Here is a 21,176-nt window from a genome sequence, read left to right as displayed (position 1 = left end):
GGTAGGATCGTGGTGTGTCATCCCAGCAGGAACCCGAGCAGGTCGTCGACGTCGCCACGCTGAGCTACGAGGCCGCGCGCGACGAACTCGTGCGCGTCGTCGCCGAGCTCGAGCAGGGCTCCGCGACGCTCGAGCGCTCCCTCGGGCTGTGGGAGCGGGGCGAGGCCCTGGCCGCCCGGTGCGAGGAGTGGCTGGTCGGCGCCCGCGCACGGCTCGACGCGGCCCGCGCGGCGTCTGACGAGCGCGGCACCGCGACGGACGGCGGTGACGCCCGATGACCGACGCGGACGGACGGCCCATCGTCGCGGAGCTCGGTCGAGCCGAGACCCCGGAGGAGACCTGGGCGCGCAAGGACGCCGCGCGCACGGCTCGCCGGCAGCACCAGACGGCGTTCAACCTCGTCATCGCGCTGATCGCGTCGCTCGGGATCGTCCTCTTCCTCGTGGCGGTCGTCGTCCGACCGGACACCCAGATCGTGGACCGCACGGTGGACTACCAGCAGGTCGCTGCCGACGCGGACGTCCGGGGCGTCGAGCTCGCCGCTCCGACGCTGCCGAAGGGCTTCTCCGCGAACCGCGCCGACTGGACGGACAAGTCCGGCGACGGCGTCGACGTCTGGACGGTCGGCTTCCTGACGCCGGACAAGCAGTACATCGGGCTGCAGCAGGGCGTCTCCGCGAACGCGTCCTGGGTCGCGAACCAGCTCGACCAGAAGCCCGCGACGGGTTCGACGACGATCGACGGCACGAAGTGGACCGTCTACGACCGACGCGACGAGGGCAAGGACGCGGGCAACAACGCCTACGCGCTCGTGCGCACCACCGGCAAGTACACCTTCGTCCTCGCCGGCACCGCCGACGACGCCTCGTTCCGCACGCTCGCGACCGCCGTGTCCGAGCAGTTCGCGGACCGGTGACCCCCATCGTCCACCCCTGACCGACCGCAGCACCCCGAGGAACCCCATGCCCGACCGCGCCGCCTCCACCCCGTCCGACGCCCTCCGACTGCTCGTCGAGGGCAACGCCCGGTTCGCCGCCGACAAGCGTCGGACGGGCCGGACCGATCCCGACCGTCGCTCGGAGCTCACCGGTTCGCAGGCGCCCTTCGCGACGGTCCTCGGCTGCTCCGACTCCCGCGTGCCGTTCGAGCACGTGTTCGACGCGGGCATCGGCGACCTCTTCGCGATCCGCAACGCCGGTCAGATCGTCGACGACGTGGTCCTCGGGTCGATCGAGTTCGCGGTCGTCGCGCTCGGCACGCCGCTCGTCGTCGTCCTCCGTCACACCCGCTGTGGTGCGGTCGCCGCCGCCCGTTCGGGCGAGCCGGTGCCGGCCCCGCACCTCCAGTCGCTCGTCGACGCCATCGCCCCGAGCGTCGAGAAGGTCCGTGCCACCGACGCCGACCTGTCGCAGGAGTCGATCGGTGCCGCGCACCTCGAGAACACCCTCGCGCAGGTCCTCGAGCGGTCGGGCGCCGTCTCGGACGCCGTCGCCGAGGGTAGGTTGGCGGTCGTGGGGGCGACGTACGACCTGGCCTCGGGCGAGGTCACGATCGACACCGTCGTGGGCGAGGCCTGACCAGGGCGCGACCAGCCCCGAACACCACCGGCACGACGGCGACCAGCCCCACGACCGGCGCGACGGAAGAGCACCGTCGCAGCACCGACCGACGCGACCGCGCCGGAGCACACCCAGGAAGGACCACGACGACGTGACCGACACCACCGAGACCGCAGCTACCACCGATGACGGGTTCCGCATCGAGCACGACACCATGGGCGAGGTCCGGGTGCCGAAGTCGGCGCTCTACCGCGCCCAGACGCAGCGGGCCGTCGAGAACTTCCCGATCTCCGGCAGCGGCCTCGAGCCGTCGCAGATCGTCGCCCTCGCACGGGTGAAGCGTGCCGCCGCGATCGTGAACGGAGCCCGCGGGATCGTGGACGAGTCGGTGGCGGGGGCGATCGTCGCGGCCGCGGACGCGATCATCGGCGGCCAGCACCACGACCAGTTCCCGGTCGACGTCTACCAGACCGGCAGCGGCACCTCGTCGAACATGAACATGAACGAGGTCCTCGCGACGCTGGCCTCCGACGTCGCCGGCACGCCGGTGCACCCGAACGACCACGTGAACGCGTCGCAGTCCTCGAACGACGTCTTCCCCACGTCGGTGCACGTCGCCGTGACCGAGGCCCTGATCCGCACGCTCGTCCCCGCGCTCGAGCACCTCGCCGAGGCGTTCGAGCGGAAGGCGACGCTCTGGGCCGACGCCGTGAAGTCCGGGCGCACCCACCTCATGGACGCCACCCCGGTGACCCTCGGGCAGGAGTTCGGCGGGTACGCGCGACAGATCCGGCTCGGCATCGAGCGTGTGGAGGCTACCCTCCCCCGCGTCGCCGAGGTGCCCCTGGGCGGGACCGCGGTCGGCACGGGGATCAACACCCCGAAGGGCTTCCCGCAGGAGGTCATCGCACAGCTCGCCGAGGACACGGGGCTGCCGATCACCGAGGCCCTCGACCACTTCGAGGCGCAGGGGGCGCGGGACGCACTCGTCGAGGCCTCCGGCGCGCTGAAGGTCATCGCGGTCAGCCTCACGAAGATCAACAACGACCTCCGCTGGATGGGTTCGGGGCCGAACACCGGCCTCGGCGAGCTCCACATCCCGGACCTCCAGCCCGGATCGTCGATCATGCCCGGCAAGGTGAACCCGGTCATCCCCGAGGCCACCCTGATGGTCGCGGCCCGGGTCATCGGCAACGACGCGACCGTGGCGTGGGCCGGTGCGTCGGGCGCGTTCGAGCTGAACGTCGCGATCCCGGTGATGGGCACGGCGCTGCTCGAGTCGATCCGTCTGCTGGCGAACAGCTCGCGCGTCCTCGCCGACAAGACGGTCGACGGGCTCGAGGCCAACCTCGACCGTGCTCGCGCCTTCGCGGAGTCCTCCCCGTCGATCGTGACGCCGCTCAACCGCGTGATCGGGTACGAAGCCGCCGCAAAGGTCGCGAAGCACGCCGTCGCGGAGGGCATCACCGTGCGTGAAGCAGTCGTGGCCCTCGGCTACGTCGAGCGGGGCGAGGTCACGGAGGAGCAGCTCGACAGCGCCCTCGACGTGCTCTCGATGACGCACCCGAACTGACGCGCCGAGCGCGCGACGCGACCCCGAGAGGGACGGGAGGCGCGGTGCCAGCCCGCACCGCGCCTCCCGTCCGTCTCGTGGTGTGGGAACCATGAAAGCGACATCGAACCGGCCTCGACAGCCGGTTCGATGTCGCTTTCGTGGCGCGAAGGACCGCGCCCGCTACACGAGGTCGGGCGAGTCGAGCATCTCCGTCACGAGTGCCGCGATCGCCGACCGCTCCGAGCGCGTCAGCGTCACGTGCGCGAACAGCGGGTGACCCTTCAGCCGCTCGATCACGGACGCGATGCCGTCGTGCCGGCCGACCCGCAGGTTGTCCCGCTGCGCGACGTCGTGGGTGAGGACGACCCGCGAGTTCTGCCCGATCCGGGACAGCATCGTGAGGAGGACGTTCCGTTCGAGCGACTGGGCCTCGTCGACGATGACGAACGCGTCGTGGAGGGACCGACCGCGGATGTGGGTGAGCGGCAGGACCTCGAGCATCCCCCGCTCGACCACCTCGTCGAGCACGTTGTCCGACACCACCGAACCGAGGGTGTCGTAGACCGCCTGCGCCCACGGGTTCATCTTCTCCGCGGCGTCGCCCGGCAGGTACCCGAGCTCCTGACCGCCCACCGCGTAGAGCGGCCGGAAGACCATGATCTTCTTGTGCTGCTGGCGTTCGAGGACCGCCTCCAGGCCGGCGCAGAGCGCGAGCGCCGACTTGCCCGTGCCCGCCGCGCCGCCGAGGGACACGATGCCGATCTCCGGGTCGAGGAGCGCGTCGATCGCGAGCCGCTGCTCCGCGGACCGTCCGCGGAGGCCGAACACCTCGCGGTCGCCGCGCACGAGCGCCACCGAGCCCGCGGTGTGCACGCGGCCGAGGGCGGAGCCACGCTCGGAGTGGATGACGACCCCGGTGTTCACCGGCACGTCGGCGAGTGCACCGGAGCGGATCTCCTCGTGCTCGTAGAGGTCGGCCATCTGCTCGCCGGAGACCTGGAGGTCGGTGAGGCCCGTGTAGCCGCTGTCGACCGCGAGTTCGGCGCGGTACTCCTCGGCGGCCATGCCGATCGACGACGCCTTGACGCGCAGTGGGAGGTCCTTCGACACCACGACGACGTCGAGGCCGTCGTTCGCGAGGTTCATCGCGACCGCGAGGATCCGCGAGTCGTTGTCGCCGAGCTGCAGCCCGGACGGCAGCACCGCCTGGTTGGAGTGGTTCAGCTCGACCCGCAGCGAGCCGCCGTCACCGATCGCGATCGGGAAGTCGAGTCGTTCGTGCTCGACCCGGAGGTCGTCGAGGATCCGGAGTGCCTGCCGGGCGAAGTACCCGATCTCCGGGTCGTTGCGCTTCGACTCCAGCTCGCTGACGACCACCACGGGCAGGACGACCGCGTGCTCGGCGAAGCGGAACAGTGCCCGCGGATCGCTGAGGAGCACCGAGGTGTCGAGCACGTACGTGCGCTGGGCGACCGGTGTGGACGAGTCCGCGGTGGGCTGCTGCTGCGTTCCGCGAGAGACGTTCTGAGAGGTCACGACCACTCCATCCCCGGGCCGCGAAGGACCCGGTCCTTGTCCTCGACGCGGCCACTGGAGCGGGTCTCGAAGCACCTGCTGCGGCCGCTTCGATCGGGCGCGGTGCCCGATGCCGTCAAACTACGTCCGACCCCTGACACGGCGCACGCGACACGCGGCGCGGCGGGTTACGGTCGCGTGAACGCGACCTGAGCGGTGCGCCCCGCGCCCGACGTGCCGACCCACCGGCCTGGAGGCGCGGTGCGGGCCCGCCACGGGCCTCCCGTCCGGCGGGGCGCAGCCGAGTCTCGTCCTCGCGCAGCCGAGTCTCGTCCCCGCGGACACTTTCACGCTCGACGGCCCGCGAAAGTGTCCGCCGACGCGAGTTTCGGGCAGCCGACGCGCCGCGCCCTACGGCATCGTGGCGTACGACAGGCAGGCGTCGCGGAACATGTCGAGCGTCTCGTCCGTCGTGGAGGCGAACGGCGACACCCGGGCGGTCCCGGAGCGCGTCGTCACCGTCACCCCGTGGTTGTGCATCGCTGCGGAGAGCGCCGTCAACCGCCCCTGCGGCGGGCGCAGCACGACGATGCCGGCGCGCTCGCGCGGGTCGCGGCTGGACTCCACGACGAGGCCGAACTCGTCGGCGATGTCGAACAGCCGCTCGACCCGGTCCGACACCCGCTCCTGCACGGCGGACACCCCGACGGCGGCGAGCCGCTCGAGCGACACCGCGAGCCGTGCCTGGGCGACTGGGTCGATCCGCGTCGAGCGGAAGCCTGCGGCGCCGGGGCGGACCGAGGGCACCTCGTCCGGCCACCCGGTGGTGCCCGCGGGGCCGGACAGCGCCGGACGCAGCCGGTTCAACGCGCGGTCGCTGAAGGCCACGAAGCCGGTCCCCCAGCCGGCGTGCAGCCACTTCTGGCCTCCCGTGGCGACGACGTCGGCGACCTCGTAGGGGACGTCCACGACGCCGAAGCCCTGGATCGCGTCGACGATGAGCAGGCGGTCGCCGATGACCTCGCGGACGGCGGCGAGGTCGACCAGGTAGCCGGTGCGCCAGTCGACGAGCGAGACCGCGACGGCGGTGACGTCCTCGGTGAGCCGTTCCGCGATGAGCGACGGCGTGGTCCACCCGGCGCCGGACTCGATCACCACGGGCTGCACGCGGCCACCGGTGGACGACGCGGCCGACGCGAGGGCGAGCGGCATCGACGGGTAGTCGTCGGCCGAGACGAGCACGCCGCCGGTCAGCCCGAACGCGGTGTGCACGAGGCCGGGGGTCGTGGCGGTCTGCGACACGACCTGGTCCTCGCGGCGTCCGACGAGCCGCGCGGCCACGGTGCGGACGCGCGCGTCCTGTTCGTCCAGGGTCTCCATCGCTCCGAAGCGCATGTGCTCCTGGATGGTGCCGAGCACCCGCTGCTCCTCGAGCACCGCCGTCTGGACCGGGCCGAACGCGGCGTGGTCGAGGTAGCCGGGCTCCTCGGCGAAGCCGGCGGCGTACTCGTCGGTGTTCACAGGTGCAACCTTCCGTGGGACGAAAAACCCTGTGAGTCTACTGGGACGGCAGTCAGGTGGCCGAACCCGGTCCACTGTGCGCACGAGCGGCACCGCACGAGCGGCACCGCACGAGCGGCCGCACGACTGGGCGCACGAACGCGGCCGCACGAACGCGGCCGCACGAGCGGCACCGCGCGATCAGCCGCCGAACCGCCGGGACCGCAGCCCGAAGTCACGGACCGCGCGGAGGAAGTCGACCTCGCGGAGGTCCGGGTAGAACGCCTCGACGAAGTAGAACTCGCTGTGCGCGCTCTGCCACAGCATGAAGTCCGACAGCCGCTGCTCCCCCGAGGTCCGGATCACGAGGTCCGGGTCGGGCTGCCCCTGCGTGTAGAGGTGGTCGCCGATGAGTTCGGGCGTGAGGACCTCGGCCAGGGTGTCGAGCGTCCCGCCACCCTCGCCGTGTGCCCGCACGATGCTGCGCATGGCGTCGGCGATCTCCCGCCGTCCGCCGTACCCGACGGCGAGGTTCACGTGCAGACCCGTGTGGTCGGCCGTGCGGTGCTCGGCGGCCGAGAGCGCCTCGACGAGGGAGGCCGGCAGCCCCTCGTCGGCGCCGACGTGCTGCACCCGCCAGTCCCGGTGGTCCGCGAGCACCCCGGCGAGCTCGCCGATGATGCCGACGAGGTCCTCGAGCTCCTCGCCGCCGCGGCCGGAGAGGTTGTCCGCAGACAACAGGTAGAGCGTCACGACCTCGATGCCGAGGTCGTCGCACCAGTCGAGGAACTCGGGGATCTTCGCGGCGCCGGCACGGTGTCCGTGCGCCGCGGTCTCGAGCCCGAGCTGCTTCGCCCAGCGACGGTTGCCGTCGACGATCATGGCGACGTGCTTCGGCATCGGGGCGCCGTCGATCTGCTTCCGGATGCGGCGCTGGTAGGCGCGGTAGAGGAGTCCCCGCCCCGTCGGTCCCACCCTGCTCGCCACGGGACGACTGTAGTGCACCGCACCCGCGAACCCGCAGGACGGGAGCGTGTTCGGCGGACGTTCGGACTGGGGCCCTACTGTCGCCCCATGCAGGCCACGAACGACACCGGGACCCTCCCGCACGTCCCCTTCACCGAGGAGGCGTCGACCGCGACCGAACCGCCCCGCCCCGCCTGGCGCGGCTGGATCCACCTCGGCACGTTCCCGTTCGCGATCGCGATGGGCGTCGTGCTCGTCTGCCTCGCGGCCTCACCGGCGGCGAAGGCGGGCAGCGCCGTGTTCATGGCGAGCTCGCTCCTGATGTTCGGCGTCTCGGCGACGTACCACCGGTTCCCGTGGGGTCCGACGGTGAAGAAGGTCCTCAAGCGGATCGACCACACGAACATCCTGCTGCTCATCGCTGGTACCTACACGCCGATCGCGATCTGCGCGCTGCCGCACACCCTCATGGTCGTGGTGCTGTGGGTGATGTGGTCGGGTGCCGCACTCGGCATCGCGTTCCGCGTGCTGTGGATCGGCGCACCGCGCTGGCTCTACGTGCCGATCTACCTGGTCCTCGGGTGCGCCGCGCTCGGTCTGCTGCCGCAGTTCTTCGCCGCGAGCGTGCCGATGACCGTGCTCGTGCTGTCCGGCGGCCTGGCGTACATCCTCGGCGCGCTCGTCTACGGCTTCAAACGTCCCGACCCGTCGCCGACGGTCTTCGGCTTCCACGAGATCTTCCACGCCTTCACGGTGGTCGCCTTCGCCGCGCAGTGGGTCGGCGTGCTCATCGTGGCGCTCGACCCGGTGCGCTGAGCCTGCGCCCGCAGGTGCGCGTCACGCACTGACGTGCGCACCTGACGGCCTGGAGGCGCGGTGCGGGCCCGCCACGAACCTCCAGGCCGTCGTTGGTCGCGTCTACCCGCGTTCGGTGTCGTCGCCGACGTCGGCCCGGCCGTCCTCGGCGGCACGCCGCTCCGGCTCGTCCGTCGCGGCGCCCTCGGCGCCGGCCTCGGCCTCGAGCCGCTCCCGGATCTCGGCGCGGTAGCGGGTCCGACGGATGCGCCGCGTCATGTCGATGACCAGCAGGATCGTCACGACCGCGACGACCGCGATCGCGATGAACCCGGCGACTCCCGGGGTGACGTCGACGTCCGGGACGACCGAGGTCGGGCTCGGGCTGGGGGTGGCGGCGGCGAGTGCCGCCCAGGTGGTGCTCACGCAGTGGTGTCCTCGTCTGCCGGGATCCCCGCGAAGAGGTCGGACTCCGGCGTCGACGTGGGCACACGGGCCTCGACGAGCTGGTAGTCCTCGGTCGGCCACACCGTCGCGAGGAGGTCGTTCGGCCAGGAGAAGAAGAAGCTGTCCGGCGGCACCTGGCTCGCGTGCGCGTGGAGGGCGGCGTCGCGCGCGTCGAACCAGTCGCGGACGTCGACGTGCGTCGTCGCGAGGTCCGGCCGGTCGGCGAACCGCTCGACCCACTCGCGGAGCTGCTCGACGGCGGCGCTGTCCGGCTCCCGCTCGCGCATCGCGTCGTAGATGGCGGTGAAGCGCCGGGGGTTCATCGTCCGCTCGTAGTAGAGCTTCGCGACCGCCCACGGCTCGCCCGCCTCCGGGTACTTCGCGGGGTCGGCGGCGTCGCGCCAGGCGGCCACGGAGACCTCGTGCGTGCGGATGTGGTCGGGGTGCGGGTAGCCACCGTTCTCGTCGTACGTGACGAGCACGTGCGGACGGAAGCGACGCACGACGCGGACGAGGGCCTCGGTCGAGTACTCGAGCGGCACGGTCGCGAACGTGCCGGGGCGGACCGACTCGCCCTCTTCCGGGAGCCCGGAGTCGTGGTAGCCGAGCCAGACGTGGTCGATGCCGAGGGCCTGCTGCGCGGCGGCCATCTCGGTGCGGCGGTACCCGGCCATGTCACGGTGCGCGCGCGTGGTCGCGGGCTCGCCGAGCTGGTCGTTGAGGATGTCGCCGGCCTCGCCGCCCGTGCAGGACACGACGAGGACCTGGTTGCCCTCGGACACGTACTTCGCCGCCGTCGCCGCTCCCTTGCTCGACTCGTCGTCGGGGTGGGCGTGGACGGCGAGCAGACGGTACGGCACGGGGGTTCCTCGCGGTCGGGGACGGTCGCGGACGCGGGCGGCGCACAGCCAGGCGTGAACTACCCTGGTCATCAGGATAATCACCCCGGGAGCCCCGAACTGTCCGATCAGCAGCACCCCGCCGCACCGGCGCCCGCCGCGGCCACCACCGCCGCCGCGCTCGACGACCGCTACGGCCGCACGCCGTCGCGGAACCGCCGTGCACGTGCACTGGCGATCGCCGCGGCCATCGCGGTCGTGGTCGTGTTCGCGGTGTGGGCGATCTGGGCCGGTCCGGGGCAGACGAGCCACGGACTCGACACGGACGACGTCGGGTACGAGGTCCTCTCCGACCACGCGACGGTGGTCCACTCACAGGTGTCGCTGGACCCCGGCACCGAGGCCGAGTGCGCCGTGCAGGTGCTCGACAAGTCGTTCACGATCGTCGGCTGGAAGGTCGTGACGATCCCGGCGAGCGAGCAGCGATCGCGGACCATCTCGACCGAGGTCCGCACGACGACGCGCGGCGTGACCGGCTTGATCCACGACTGCTGGGTTCCCTAGACTACTGTGATCCGCAGAGCGAGACCGGCCACACCGGCCGGTCTCGCTCTTTGTCGAAGGGATCACGATGAGCAACGACACCCAGGGCACCTGGTTGACCCAGGAGGCACACGACCGCCTCCAGGCGGAGCTCGAGCAGCTCTCCGGCCCGGCGCGCAAGGAGATCGCGGACCGCATCGAGGCGGCGCGTGAAGAGGGCGACCTCAAGGAGAACGGCGGCTACCACGCTGCCAAGGACGAGCAGGGCAAGATCGAGGCCCGCATCCGCCAGCTCACCGAGCTGCTCAAGCACGCCACGGTGGGCGAGGCCGACTTCGACGGCACCGCCGAGCCCGGCACGGTCGTCACGGCCGTGATCGCGGGCGACGAGTCGACGTTCCTCGTCGGCAACCGCGAGATCGTCGGCGAGGGCTCGGACCTCACCGTCTACAGCCCGGTCAGCCCGGTCGGCGCCGCCATCCTCGGCCTCCGTGCCGGCGAGAAGACCACGTACACGGCGCCGAACGGCAAGGAGATCGCCGTCGAGGTCACGAAGGTCGAGCGCTACGAGCCGTAGGGCCTCGCGCAGTACCACGCAACGGACACAGCACCGCGGGACTCCGCGGTGCTGTGGCCGTTCTGCGGTGTGGTGCAGCGCGGCGCCGCTGCTCAGTGCACGGCGAGGTCGCGGTGGGTGACCGCCCGACGGCACGGGAAGCACACGAGGTCGCCGACCGCCACGTCCGCGGGCAGCACCGCGTCGACGCCCGCGGTACCGGCCGGGTTCGTCGTGAGCGTCACGACGGCGGCGGGGGCGACCGAGGAACGGCCGATGACCCGCGCCTCGGTCAGCACGGCGCAGTCCGGCAGCACGGCGTCGAGCTCGACGAGGAGCACGCCCCACGGCCGACGGACGCGGGTGACGGCGGCGACGGTGACGCAGACCTCGCGGGGCCGCCAGTCGCGGGGACGGTACCGGGGCGGGGCCTCCTCGGCGGTGTGCACGCACGGCGTCCCCACCACGTCGGCGAGCCGCTGCATCGAGACCGCGCGGACCGTGACGTCGTCGACGGTCGCCACGGTGACGGCGGGCCACAGCGTCGGGTCGAGCGGATCGGGCAGCGAGGCGCGGAGGGTGGGGAGGATCGACGTGAGGGTCATGACGGCAGCCTCACGCGCCTCCAGGCCGGTGACGTTGTCGCGAACGGAACCCTGACGGTCCGCGGCCGCTCCCGTGCGGTCCCCTGACGGGCCCGCGGGGAGCGCGGCGTCAGCGCTCGATCATCTCCGGGCGGAAGCCGGCCTCCTGCAGGCGTCCGAGGACCTCCTGGGCGTGCTCGGGACCGCGCGCCTCGACCGACAGGTCGAGCGCGACCTCGTTGATGACGAGCCCCTGGCCGTGCCGCGTGTGGAGCACCTCGACGACGTTGGCGCCGGCGTCGGAGATGACCTGCGCGACCCGCGCGAGCTGCCCCGGACGGTCCGGCAGCATGATGCGGATACCGATGTAGCGCGACGCGGCGACGAGACCGCGGGTGATGATCCGCTCCATCATGAGCGGGTCGATGTTGCCGCCGCTGAGCAGGACCACGGTCTTGCCGGTGTCGCGGACCGACCCGGCCATGATCGCCGCGACCCCGACCGCACCGGCGGCCTCGACCACGAGCTTCGCGCGCTCGAGCAGCACGAGGAGCGCTCGGGCGACGTCGTCCTCGGTCACGGTGACGATCTCGTCGACGAGGTCGCGGATGATCGGGAAGTTCATGTCGCCGGGTCGGGCCACCGCGATGCCGTCCGCGATCGTCGGGGTGGTCTGCACGGTCACCGGCTCGCCCGCCCGGAGCGAGCTCGGGTAGGCGGCGGCGTTCGCGGCCTGCACGCCGATGACGCGGATGGTGCGGCCCTGCTGCTCGGCGATGCCCTTCACCGCGAGGGCGATGCCGGCGATGACCCCGCCGCCGCCGATCGGCACGACGACCGTGTCGGCGTCGGGGACCTGGTCGAGGATCTCGAGGCCGAGGGTGCCCTGGCCGGCGATCACCGCGGGGTGGTCGAACGGGGGGATGAAGACGGCACCGGTGCGGTGGGCGAAGTCCTTCGCGGCGCTGAGGGCCTCTTCCACGGAGTGACCGCGGAGGACGACCTCGGCGCCGTAGTGGCGGGTGGCCTGGAGCTTCGGCAGGGCCACGCCCACGGGGGTGAAGATCGTCGCGGGGATGCCGAGCGCGCGTGCGGCGAAGGCGACGCCCTGGGCGTGGTTGCCGGCGCTCGCGGCGACGACGCCCTTCGCGCGCTGCTCCGGTGTGAGGGCGGAGAGCCGGTTGTAGGCTCCGCGGACCTTGTACGCGCCGGTGCGCTGGAGGTTCTCGCACTTCAGGTGCACCGGCGAGCCGAGCAGTTCCGCGAGGTACTGCGACGACTCCATCGGCGTGACACGGGCGACCCCGGCGATGGTGGTGCGAGCGGCCTCGATGTCCGCGAGCGTGGGGGTCGCTGCGGTCGGGATCTGGGGCGCGGTGGTGTCGGTCACCCGCTCATCATCGTCGCTCGCGGTCGTCGCCGCGAACTCGTGACGTCTGCTCGGGTCGATCGGGGTCAGCCGGCCGTGCCCTTCGCGGCCGTCGGCTGCTCGTCACTGCCCGGCTCCGGGACGTCGTTCCGGTGCCGCTTGCGCCACTTCCGCTCGCGCTTCTCCTTCGCGTTCGCGTCGTGGTTCCGCCGTTGCGCCTCGAGCACGTGGTCGGAGTCCATGCCCCGCCACTTGCCACTGGCGATCGTCGTCACCATCGAGTTCACGGTCGCGATGAGCGGGACGGCGAAGAACGCACCTGCGATGCCCGCGAGACCCGACGCCGCGGTGACGCCGAGGACGACGGCCAGCGGGTGCACCTTCACGGCGTTGCCCATGACGAGCGGCTGGAGGATGTGTCCCTCGATCTGCTGCACCGCGAGGACGACGCCCAGCATGATCAGGGCCGCGACCCACCCGTTGAAGAGCAGCGCGACGATGACGGCGAGGATGCCGGTCACGATCGCACCGACGACGGGGATGAACGCGCCGAGGAAGACGAACACCGCGATCGGGACGACGAGCGGCAGCTGCAGGACGGCGGCACCGATACCGATGCCGACCGCGTCGACGAACGCCACGAAGATCTGCACCTTCACGAAGCTCGTGAGGGTCGTCCAGCCGGCGACCCCCGCGCCGTCGATCGCCGAGCGGGCCTTCTTCGGGAAGATCCGTACGACCCAACGCCAGACGTTCTTGCCGTCGATGAGCAGGAAGATCACCGTGAAGATGACGACGAACAGGCCGGTCAGCACGTGGGTGAGGGACGAGCCGACGCTCGCGGCCCCGGACAGGATCGACCCGGAGTTGTCCTGCAGCCAGTTCGTCGCCTGGTTCAGGTAGTTGTTGAAGTCCTTCTCGCTGATGTCGAGTCCGGAGTTCTGCAGGAGCTGCTGCACCGAGTCGTACTGCTGCAGTGCACGATCGCGGAGCGACGGCCACGCGGCGGCGATCTGGTCGATGACGAGCCAGATCAGCCCACCGACGGCCGCGAGACCGCCGACCAGGCTCACGACGACGGCGACCCACTTCGGGACGTGGTGCCGCTGCATCCAGTTCGAGAGCGGCACGAGCAGCGACGCCACCACGATGCCGATGAGGAACGGGATGAGCACCTCGCTGAAGAGCGTGACGAGGTAGATGAACACCGCCACCACGCCGAGCACCACGAGCACGCGCCACGACCACGCCCCCGCGATCCGCATGCCCGTGGGCACCGAGTCCTCCACGACGGGATCCGGATGAGTCTTCTTGCCCCAGGCCATGCCCGCGAGTGTACCGATGTGCAACCTGACAGGTTCCGGATCAGGCATACGGGTCGGTGGCCGGGCATGTCGGTCCGGATCGGTAGCGTCGGGGCATGGTCAGGACGACGCTCTCCGCCGCCGAGGCACGCCGGGTCGCCCTCGCGGCGCAGGGGTTCGGCGCCGCCCCCTCCCCGGCGGTCTCGACCCGCGCGCTGAACGCCGGGTTCGCCCGGCTCGGACTGCTGCAGATCGACTCGGTGAACGTCTTCGAACGGAGCCACTACCTGCCGCTGTTCGCCCGCCTCGGCGCCTACGACCGGGCGACGCTCGACCGGCTCACCACCACGCGGCGCGGTCCGTACCTCGAGTACTGGGCGCACGAGGCCGCGTTCGTCCCGCGTGACGACCTCCCCCTCTTCCGGTGGCGCATGGACGCCTTCCGGGAGCGCGACGCACGCCCGAACCGCATCGAGTCCGTCGTCCGGACCGAGGGCGTCCGGCGGGAGCTCCGGGCCCTCCTCCGTGCCGAAGGCCCGATGCGGGCGAGCGACGTCGAGCACGAGTCGAACGTGCGCCGCGGTCCGTGGTGGGGATGGAGCGACGTCAAGATCGGTCTCGAGCAGATGTTCCGCTGGGGCGAGGTCGTCAGCGCCGGTCGGTCCGGCTTCGAGCGGGTCTACGCCCTGCCCGAGCAGGTCCTGCCCGAGCGCTTCCTCGACGACGCACCGGACCGCGCCGACGCCGTGCGGGAACTCGTGCGCCGGGCGTCGCGGGCGCTCGGGGTCGGGACCCGGGCCGACATCGCGGACTACTACCGGTTGCGGTCGGACGACACCGGCCGTGCCCTCACCGAGCTCACCGACGCGGGCGAGCTCGTGCCCGTGCGCGTCGAGGGCTGGGCGGACCGGGCGTGGCTGCACCCCGACGCACGGGTGCCCCGGGCGCTGACGGCCGACTCGGTCCTCAGCCCCTTCGACCCGGTCGTGTGGTTCCGACGCCGGGCCGAGCGGATGTACGGCTTCCACTACCGGATCGAGATCTACACGCCGGCGCCGAAGCGGGTGTTCGGGTACTACGTGCTGCCCGTGCTGCAGGACGACCGGCTCACCGGGCGCATCGACCTGAAGAGCGACCGGCAGCGGGGGGTGCTCCGCGTCCGGACGGCGTGGCAGGAGCCGGGCGAGCAGCTCGACGCCGAGCGGCTGGCCGACGTGCTCCGGCGGACGGCGGCGTGGCAGGGCCTCGACGGCATCGAGGTCACGGATCGCGGGACGGCCGCGGCCGCACTGGCCGGTGCGCTCGGCGTGGGTCTGGTCCCGCACGAGGCGGCGGACGACGCGGACGCGGCGGAGCCGGCCCCTGCCGTGGACGCGACCGCCTGACCGGCCGGGAGGCCCGTGCGGACGCCGCCACGGGCCTCCCGGCCGGTGGGCACGCCGTCGGGCGCGGGCGCGCGGGTGGGCACGCCGTCGGGCGCGGGGCGCGCTCGGTGCACTCGCCGCACCCGGTTCGCGCCGCGCCGCGCTCGCCGCGCCGCCGCTGTCAGAACCGGTCGAGGCTGCCGCGCAGGCGAGCGATGCGGTCGGGCAGCGGCGGGTGCGTCGAGAACAGCCGGTCCATCACACCCGGACGCATCGGGTCCGCGATCCACAGGTGCGCCATCGACGAGTTCTGCGTGCGCATCGGCCGCCCGTACGCGCCGAGCTTCTCGAGCGCTCGGGCGAGGCCCTCGGGGTGCCGGGTCGTCATCGCACCGGTGGCGTCCGCGAGGTACTCGCGCTGCCGGGACACCGCCGCCTGCACGGCCACGGCCGCGATGGGCGCGACGATGACCGCCACGAGCCCCGCGATGAGCAGGATCGGGTTGTTGCCGCCGTTGTTGTCGTTGCGGTTCCGCCCGCTGAGGCCGCTGAAGATCGAGATCCGGAGCAGCACGTCCGCGATGAGCCCGACGGCGACGACCAGGCCGAACACCATCGTGGACACCCGGATGTCGTAGTTCCGGACGTGCCCGAGTTCGTGGGCCATGACGCCCTGGAGCTCCTGGTCGTCCATGATCGCGAGCAGGCCGGTGGTCGCCGCGACGATCGCGTGCTCGGGGTCCCGTCCGGTCGCGAACGCGTTCGGCGACGGGTCGTCGATGACGTAGACGCGGGGCATGGGCATCCCGTTGGAGATGGCGAGGTTCTCGACCGTCCGCCACAGCCGTGGCTCCGTGGTGCGGTCGATCTCGACGGCCCCGGCGATCGCGGTGGCCTGCCGGGCCGCCGTGAAGTACTGCAGCACGACGTACCCGATCGCGACCACGAGGACGATGACGCCGATCGAGACGTTGCCCGCGAGGTACCCGCCGAGGAAGCCGAGCGCACCCACGAGCAGCAGGAACGCGAGGACGATCAGGACGGTGTTGCGCTTGTTCTGCGCGATCGCGCGGTACACGGCCGGACGCTGCGGTCGAGCGGGCGCGTCAGAACTGGACGCGCGGCGGCTCGGCGATGGCCGCCGGCTCCGCGGTCTCGAAGAACGACGCCTCGGTGAAGCCGCGGTTCTTCGCGAACGCCGAGTTCGGGAAGACGCGGATCTTCGTGTTCAGCTCGCGGACGCCACCGTTGTAGAAGCGTCGGGCAGACTGGATCTTGTCCTCGGTGTCGACCAGCTCGGTCTGCAGCTGCAGGAAGTTCTGGCTCGACTGGAGCTGCGGGTAGCCCTCCGCGACGGCGAACACGCTCTTGAGGGCCTTCTGCATGTGTCCCTCGGCTGCCGAGGCCGCGCTGGCGTCGCCCGCGCTGAGCGTCTCCGCCCGGGCCTGGGTCACGTCGGTGAACACCGCCTTCTCGTGCGCGGCGTAGCCTTTCACGGTGTCGACGATCGTCGGGATGAGGTCTGCCCGGCGCTTGAGCTGCACCGAGATGTCGCTCCACGCCTCGTCGACGCGGACCTTCAGCGTCACGAGCGAGTTGTACGTCACCCAGAGGTAGATCCCGACGACCACGAGGACGACGACGACCACTCCGACGACGATCAACGTCGTGACGAGTCCGGTGTCCATGCGGGCGTACTCCTTTGCGCGTCGGGAACCGCGCGGTGACCGCGGTCGGCTGGACCGGCGGCGGGGACGGCCGGGGACGGTCGTGCAGCGGCCGCGCGGGCCATCGCAGAGTCTACCGACGCACAGGACGCGTCCTCGTCCCGCTTGCTGGTTCACGGGCGATTCCCGAGTCGTACACACCGGACGCTCGGGGTGCAGCCGCGCGGGGCGGATCGTCCGCGCGGCGGATTGACGCGAGCGCCGAGATCGCGTGGGATGGACACGGTGAACACGCCCGGGGAGCACGTGGACGAGTGGGCCGTCGGGGGCGACGGTCCGGTCCGTCGACCCCGCACGCAGCCGCTCCGTCCGGCACCGCTCCGACTCGCGGGCGCGACGGTGCTCGCGGCCGTCGTCCTCGCCGGGGCAGTGGTCGGGTTCGGCGCGGTCGGCCTCGGACCGGTCCCGGCGGCGAGCGCGGTCACCACCGCCGCTGGAGCACCGACCGCCGCCGACGCCCCGACCGCGTCCGACAGCCCGACCGTGCCCGACAGCCCGGCCGCCTCCGACGCCCCGACCGCGTCCGACAGCCCAGCCGCTTCCGACACGAGCGCCGGCGAGGTGCTGCGTGCTGCAGCGCCGAACGACGACGGCGACGGCGGCTCGTCCGGCGGGTTCCTGCCCGGCGCGACCCCGGACCCGTCCGACAGCCCGACCGGCCCGGTGTTCGGCCACCCCACCCCGACGACCCCGCCGACAACGACGCCGCCGGTCGCCCCGACCATCGCCGACCCGGGCGACATCACCACCGGCACCGCACGCTTCCACGGGCGGGGCACTCCCGGCCACGCGCTCCGGGTGGCCTCGGGCTCGGCTGCGACCTGCTCGACCACGGTGCAGCGGGACGGGTCCTGGTCGTGCCTGGGGAGCGTCGTGTCCGGCCCGGCGCAGGTCTTCACGGTGACCGACCGCACGGCACCGTCGCTCGGGTCCGCAGCCACGCCCTCGTCTGACGTCGTGACGCCGCCGACGCTCGCGACCCGGAGCACCTCGACCGGCACCGTCGCCGGGGACGGGCACCCCGGCGCGACCGTGAACCTCAGCGCCTCGGGGTCCGCTGCCGAGTGGGACGCGACGGTCGGACCGGACGGCCGCTGGGTCGTGTCGCTGCCCCGGGACGTCCGGGACGGCACGCTCACACTGGTGGCGACCCAGACCGGCAGCACGGCGACCGGCTACCGGTCGGACCTCCGGAGCGCCGCGTCGTCCCCACGGACGATCACCCTCGACCGGAGCGCCCCCGCTGCGCCCCGCATCCTCGACCCCCGCGCCGCCGACAGCGTCCGGGCGCAGCCGCTCCGGGTCACCGGCACGGGCGAACCACGGGCGGTCGTCACCGTCTCGGTCGGCCGTTCCCCGGTCTGCATCGCCACGGTGGACACCGACGGGGGCTGGGCGTGCTCGACGTCCGGCACGACGATCGCCCCCGGATCACGGATCCTCTCGGCCGTGCAGCGCGACGCGGCGGGCAACACCTCGCGGTCCTCGTCCGGGGTCCGGGTCCTCGTCACCGCGTCGTCGGCGACGCCGTCGGGCTCCGGCTCGTCCGACCCGAGCAGCACGGGCAGCGCGACGGGCACCTCGGGTGCGTCCGGCTCAGCGGGGACCGGTCCGGGCGACACCGGTTCCTCCGCAGCGGGCACCCCGACCGGGGGCGGGTCCGGTACCGGGTCGTCGGCGGACGGCTCCGGCCCCGGCGGAGCCCCGGGCACGACGGACAGCGGGACGCACGCTGGCGGTCCCGGCGCGGGTCCCGGCGGACTCGACTGGTCCGGTCCGGCCGGCGACTGGAGTGCCCGGACCGCGTACGACCAGGCCGTCCCGACGATCCAGTCCGTGTTCTCGTGGCGGACCGTGCTCGTCGCGACCGCCGTCGCCGCCGGGTTCCTGGTCCTCGTCCTCGTGCCGCTCGCGATGGTCGCCGGTGTGGTCCGCGGGCGGATCCGGTCGCCCTTCTCCGCGCTGCTCGGCCGCAACCTGCCGCGGGCCCGGTCGCGCGCGGACGATGCCCTGCCGACGTGGGTGTCGATCGTGTCGTCGGTGACGATCGCGACGCTCTGCACCCTGCTCGGCACCGGGGTCTCGCTGGAGGCCCGGTACGTCCGACTCGCGCTCGCGATCGCGCTCGGCTCCTCGCTCCTGACGGCGGCGACGGTGCTCGCCACCCGGTGGGCGGCCGGCAGCGACCGGCACCTCGTCGGCCACCGTGTCTCCCCCGTGCTCGTCCTGGCCGCGCTGGTCGCGTGTGCACTGACCCGCGCGGGCGACCTGTCCCCCGCGCTCGTCGTCGGGGTCGTCCTCGTCCCGACCGGACGCGCGGACCTCGGCACGGGTCCGATGCGGCTCGGGTCGGAGGTCGTCGGTCGTGTCCGCGGTGCCACGTGGCGGTCGGCGGCGTTCCTCGTCCTCGCGGTCGCCGGGTGGGGTGTGCACAGCGTCGCGACGCGTGGCGGGGTCTGGACGTCGTTCGTGTCGGACGTCGCGATCACGCTGTGCGTCGGCGGCCTCGGGGCGGCGGTCGCCTCGCTGCTGCCCTTCACCGGTTCGGTCGGGGCCGTCCTCCTCGCCGAGGCCCGAGCACGGTACGCCGTCATCGCGTCCGTCGCCGCTGCGCTCACCGCCGCCGTGTACTCCGGCGCCGCGGGCACGCACGTCGCCCCGATCACGTGGGCGGTCGCCGTCATGCTGTGCGTCGCCGCCGGCCTGGTCGCTCGTCTGTGGGCACGGTCCGCGGCCGCAGCTGACGGGTGAGACCCACCGCCGCAGCCGTGGTCCTCGCACCAGCCACCACTGCAGCGAGCGCGGTGCCGGGGCCGTCGCTACGCTGACGATCGGTGAGCGCCCCGTGGGTGGACGCCACGATGGAGCGACGATGACCGACACCCGATCCGACTACGACGCCACACGCTTCCGCGAGGTGTTCGAGGGCAGCTACACGTACGCGAACGGCTTCGCCCGGAACGCTCACCGCTTCGCCGGCCGCCCGGCACTCCGCGACCCGGACACCGGCCGCTCGTGGACGTACGCCGAGCTCGGCGACGCGGTCGACCGGGTCGGCGGATGGCTCGTCCGGCACGGTGCCGGCCCGGGGTCTGTCGTGATGGTGGAGCTCTTCAACGGCCCGGAGTTCGCCATCGCCTACCTCGCGTGCCACCGGATCGGTGCGGTGTTCTCGCCGACGAACTTCCGGCTCGCACCCGACGAGGTGGCCTTCATCGTCGAGGACTCCGCTCCCGTCGTCCTCCTCCACGACGCCGCACGCACCGCCGAGATCGCCCAGGCGCTCGAGACATCCGACCACCGACCGGCCCACGTCGTGACCGTCGGTGGCGAGGACGACCGGTTCGCGGAACTCCTGGCCGCGGATCCCGTCACGGCCGAGGAGCTCGCCGCCACCGAGCCGCGGAACACGTACGCGGAGACGACACGGCTCTACACGAGCGGCACGACCGGTCGCCCGAAGCCGGTCCCGCTGCCGAGCCTCGTCGAGGTGCTCAGCGCGCACGACGTCGTCATGCACTTCCCGCTGAGCCCGTTCGACAAGACGCTCAACATGTCGCCGCTGTTCCACCGGGGCGGCCTGTACTCGGGTGGCCCGAACCCGGTGTTCTACGTCGGCGCCGAGCTCACCACGCTCCGGCACTTCGACCCCGACCGCGTCCTCGACCTCGTGGAGTCCGAGCGGCTGACGTTCCTCATCGGCGCTCCGCCGAACCTCGTCGGTCTCGCGAACGCCCAAGAGGCCCGGCCCCGCGACCTGTCGAGCCTGCACGGCATCGTGACGATGGGCGCTCCGCTCGACCGCGCCGCCGCACTGCGCTACCAGGAGCTGCTGTCCCCGCGGATCTTCAACGGCTACGGCACGACCGAGACGTTCTGGAACACCTTCCTCCGCCCCGAGGACTTCCCCGACGGCGCGGGCTCCACCGGCCGCGCGAGCACCGACGACGACGTCGCGGTCGTGCGCGTCCACGAGGACCGGCTCGCCGACCCGTCCGACACGGTCGCGAAGGACGGTACCGAGATCGGCGAGTTCGCGGTCCGCACCGTGAAGTCCGGCTACTCGTACCGGAACCCGGGGCTCGAGGCGGAGAAGTTCGCGAACGGCTGGTTCTACCCGGGTGACCTCGCGACGTGGGACGAGCACGAGCGCGTGACGATCGTCGGGCGCAAGGACGACATGATCATCTCCGGCGGCGAGAACGTCCACCCGGTGCAGGTCGAGGCGGCGCTGCAGGAACACCCCGGCGTCGCGGACTCGATCGTGGTCGGCGTCCCGGACGAGCAGTGGGGCGAGGTCGTCACCGCGTTCGTGGTCCGTGCTCCCGGACGGCTGCCGGAGGACGACACCGAGGCCGCGGCCGTCCTCGAGGAGTGGACCGCCGGTCACCCGGGTCTCGCCCGGTACAAGCGACCGCGCCGCTACCGCTTCGTCAGCGAGCTCCCCTACAACGCCACCGGCAAGAAGGTGCACTACCTCGCGAAGGCGACGGCGGCGGAGGACCAGGCGGCCGGCCGCCTCATCGCGCCCTGAGGGTCGCCCCCGGCGCAGA

At 72.4% G+C, this 21,176-nt stretch carries 20 protein-coding genes; 10 read left to right on the top strand and 10 right to left on the bottom strand.

What is annotated here, in order from left to right:
- The first annotated feature begins 14 nt into the window (after positions 1–14).
- The 4 genes from ACRQ4C_RS04460 (at position 15) to ACRQ4C_RS04445 (ending at position 3,132) form a co-directional block, all read left to right on the top strand.
- The gene (locus tag ACRQ4C_RS04460; protein WP_290132578.1) at positions 15–278 is read left to right on the top strand and encodes an exodeoxyribonuclease VII small subunit; all 264 of its coding nucleotides are present in this window, start codon (positions 15–17) and stop codon (positions 276–278) included.
- Complete coding sequence (locus ACRQ4C_RS04455) at positions 275–916, top strand: DUF4245 domain-containing protein (protein WP_290132579.1); 642 nt, start codon at positions 275–277, stop codon at positions 914–916. The genes ACRQ4C_RS04460 and ACRQ4C_RS04455 overlap by 4 nt, the downstream gene beginning before the upstream one ends.
- A 46-nt stretch (positions 917–962) precedes the next feature.
- The gene (locus tag ACRQ4C_RS04450; RefSeq protein ID WP_290132580.1) at positions 963–1,577 is read left to right on the top strand and encodes a carbonic anhydrase; all 615 of its coding nucleotides are present in this window, start codon (positions 963–965) and stop codon (positions 1,575–1,577) included.
- A gap of 133 nt (positions 1,578–1,710) precedes the next feature.
- Positions 1,711–3,132: a class II fumarate hydratase gene (locus tag ACRQ4C_RS04445; RefSeq protein ID WP_439690275.1), complete on the top strand. Its 1,422-nt coding sequence runs from the start codon at positions 1,711–1,713 to the stop codon at positions 3,130–3,132.
- A 162-nt stretch (positions 3,133–3,294) separates the two neighbouring features.
- On the opposite strand, the gene ACRQ4C_RS04440 is transcribed toward ACRQ4C_RS04445, so the two are convergent.
- The 3 genes from ACRQ4C_RS04440 to ACRQ4C_RS04430 form a co-directional block, all read right to left on the bottom strand.
- Positions 3,295–4,656, bottom strand: a complete 1,362-nt coding sequence (locus ACRQ4C_RS04440; protein WP_439690274.1) for a PhoH family protein — start codon at positions 4,654–4,656, stop codon at positions 3,295–3,297.
- Positions 4,657–5,040: 384 nt separating this feature from the next.
- Entirely contained in the window at positions 5,041–6,150 is a 1,110-nt protein-coding gene (locus tag ACRQ4C_RS04435; RefSeq protein ID WP_439690273.1) for an aminotransferase class V-fold PLP-dependent enzyme, read from the bottom strand.
- 180 nt (positions 6,151–6,330) lie between these two features.
- Complete coding sequence (locus ACRQ4C_RS04430) at positions 6,331–7,116, bottom strand: isoprenyl transferase (protein ID WP_439690272.1); 786 nt, start codon at positions 7,114–7,116, stop codon at positions 6,331–6,333.
- Between the two features lie 87 nt (positions 7,117–7,203).
- Between ACRQ4C_RS04430 and trhA the strand changes: the two genes are divergently transcribed.
- Positions 7,204–7,911 carry a PAQR family membrane homeostasis protein TrhA gene (gene trhA, locus ACRQ4C_RS04425; protein ID WP_439690271.1) on the top strand — a complete coding sequence of 236 codons (708 nt, stop codon included), beginning with the start codon at positions 7,204–7,206 and terminating at the stop codon, positions 7,909–7,911.
- Positions 7,912–8,013: 102 nt separating this feature from the next.
- Here the strand turns inward: trhA and ACRQ4C_RS04420 are convergent, their stop codons facing one another.
- Both ACRQ4C_RS04420 and mca read right to left on the bottom strand, forming a co-directional pair.
- On the bottom strand, positions 8,014–8,316 hold the full coding sequence (locus ACRQ4C_RS04420) for a hypothetical protein (protein WP_439690270.1): 303 nt from the start codon (positions 8,314–8,316) through the stop codon (positions 8,014–8,016).
- On the bottom strand, positions 8,313–9,197 hold the full coding sequence (gene mca, locus ACRQ4C_RS04415; protein WP_290132587.1) for a mycothiol conjugate amidase Mca: 885 nt from the start codon (positions 9,195–9,197) through the stop codon (positions 8,313–8,315). Before mca ends, ACRQ4C_RS04420 begins: the two co-directional genes overlap by 4 nt.
- 54 nt (positions 9,198–9,251) lie before the next feature.
- Here mca and ACRQ4C_RS04410 point away from each other — a divergent pair, with 54 nt between their 5' ends.
- Both ACRQ4C_RS04410 and greA read left to right on the top strand, forming a co-directional pair.
- On the top strand, positions 9,252–9,740 hold the full coding sequence (locus ACRQ4C_RS04410; protein ID WP_290132588.1) for a DUF4307 domain-containing protein: 489 nt from the start codon (positions 9,252–9,254) through the stop codon (positions 9,738–9,740).
- 67 nt (positions 9,741–9,807) lie between these two features.
- Positions 9,808–10,296 carry a transcription elongation factor GreA gene (greA, locus tag ACRQ4C_RS04405; RefSeq protein WP_058726479.1) on the top strand — a complete coding sequence of 163 codons (489 nt, stop codon included), beginning with the start codon at positions 9,808–9,810 and terminating at the stop codon, positions 10,294–10,296.
- A gap of 92 nt (positions 10,297–10,388) precedes the next feature.
- On the opposite strand, the gene ACRQ4C_RS04400 is transcribed toward greA, so the two are convergent.
- From ACRQ4C_RS04400 to ACRQ4C_RS04390, 3 genes are all read right to left on the bottom strand, one after another.
- Positions 10,389–10,880, bottom strand: coding sequence for a hypothetical protein (locus ACRQ4C_RS04400; protein ID WP_439690269.1), 492 nt, complete (start codon positions 10,878–10,880; stop codon positions 10,389–10,391).
- 109 nt (positions 10,881–10,989) lie between these two features.
- On the bottom strand, positions 10,990–12,249 hold the full coding sequence (gene ilvA, locus ACRQ4C_RS04395) for a threonine ammonia-lyase (RefSeq protein ID WP_439690268.1): 1,260 nt from the start codon (positions 12,247–12,249) through the stop codon (positions 10,990–10,992).
- A gap of 65 nt (positions 12,250–12,314) precedes the next feature.
- Positions 12,315–13,553, bottom strand: a complete 1,239-nt coding sequence (locus ACRQ4C_RS04390; RefSeq protein ID WP_439690267.1) for an AI-2E family transporter — start codon at positions 13,551–13,553, stop codon at positions 12,315–12,317.
- Positions 13,554–13,648: 95 nt separating this feature from the next.
- Here ACRQ4C_RS04390 and ACRQ4C_RS04385 point away from each other — a divergent pair, with 95 nt between their 5' ends.
- On the top strand, positions 13,649–14,917 hold the full coding sequence (locus ACRQ4C_RS04385) for a winged helix-turn-helix domain-containing protein (protein WP_439690266.1): 1,269 nt from the start codon (positions 13,649–13,651) through the stop codon (positions 14,915–14,917).
- 160 nt (positions 14,918–15,077) lie between these two features.
- On the opposite strand, the gene ACRQ4C_RS04380 is transcribed toward ACRQ4C_RS04385, so the two are convergent.
- Both ACRQ4C_RS04380 and ACRQ4C_RS04375 read right to left on the bottom strand, forming a co-directional pair.
- Complete coding sequence (locus ACRQ4C_RS04380; protein ID WP_439690265.1) at positions 15,078–15,974, bottom strand: M48 family metalloprotease; 897 nt, start codon at positions 15,972–15,974, stop codon at positions 15,078–15,080.
- Between the two features lie 28 nt (positions 15,975–16,002).
- Positions 16,003–16,584, bottom strand: coding sequence for a LemA family protein (locus ACRQ4C_RS04375; RefSeq protein WP_290132594.1), 582 nt, complete (start codon positions 16,582–16,584; stop codon positions 16,003–16,005).
- A gap of 264 nt (positions 16,585–16,848) precedes the next feature.
- Here ACRQ4C_RS04375 and ACRQ4C_RS04370 point away from each other — a divergent pair, with 264 nt between their 5' ends.
- Both ACRQ4C_RS04370 and ACRQ4C_RS04365 read left to right on the top strand, forming a co-directional pair.
- A complete protein-coding gene (locus ACRQ4C_RS04370) occupies positions 16,849–19,374 on the top strand; it encodes an Ig-like domain-containing protein (protein ID WP_439690264.1) in 2,526 nt (841 codons plus the stop codon).
- A 121-nt stretch (positions 19,375–19,495) separates the two neighbouring features.
- Positions 19,496–21,157 carry a class I adenylate-forming enzyme family protein gene (locus ACRQ4C_RS04365; RefSeq protein ID WP_439690263.1) on the top strand — a complete coding sequence of 554 codons (1,662 nt, stop codon included), beginning with the start codon at positions 19,496–19,498 and terminating at the stop codon, positions 21,155–21,157.
- The last annotated feature ends 19 nt before the right edge of the window (positions 21,158–21,176 follow it).

This window comes from Curtobacterium sp. SP.BCp, assembly GCF_051903255.1.
GTDB lineage: Bacteria > Actinomycetota > Actinomycetes > Actinomycetales > Microbacteriaceae > Curtobacterium.
The sequence above is the reverse complement of the archived record's forward strand: the minus strand, read 5'-3'. Positions and strand labels throughout refer to the sequence as shown.

Excerpts from the sequence above, each read along its gene's own strand:
- ACRQ4C_RS04455 (WP_290132579.1), top strand. The coding sequence starts at position 275 with ATGACCGACGCGGACGGACGGCCCATCGTCGCGGAGCTCGGTCGAGCC.
- ACRQ4C_RS04390 (WP_439690267.1), bottom strand. The coding sequence starts at position 13,553 with ATGGCCTGGGGCAAGAAGACTCATCCGGATCCCGTCGTGGAGGACTCG.
- ACRQ4C_RS04375 (WP_290132594.1), bottom strand. The coding sequence starts at position 16,584 with ATGGACACCGGACTCGTCACGACGTTGATCGTCGTCGGAGTGGTCGTC.
- ACRQ4C_RS04385 (WP_439690266.1), top strand. The coding sequence starts at position 13,649 with ATGGTCAGGACGACGCTCTCCGCCGCCGAGGCACGCCGGGTCGCCCTC.
- greA (WP_058726479.1), top strand. The coding sequence starts at position 9,808 with ATGAGCAACGACACCCAGGGCACCTGGTTGACCCAGGAGGCACACGAC.
- ACRQ4C_RS04400 (WP_439690269.1), bottom strand. The coding sequence starts at position 10,880 with ATGACCCTCACGTCGATCCTCCCCACCCTCCGCGCCTCGCTGCCCGAT.
- ACRQ4C_RS04365 (WP_439690263.1), top strand. The coding sequence starts at position 19,496 with ATGACCGACACCCGATCCGACTACGACGCCACACGCTTCCGCGAGGTG.
- ACRQ4C_RS04450 (WP_290132580.1), top strand. The coding sequence starts at position 963 with ATGCCCGACCGCGCCGCCTCCACCCCGTCCGACGCCCTCCGACTGCTC.
- trhA (WP_439690271.1), top strand. The coding sequence starts at position 7,204 with ATGCAGGCCACGAACGACACCGGGACCCTCCCGCACGTCCCCTTCACC.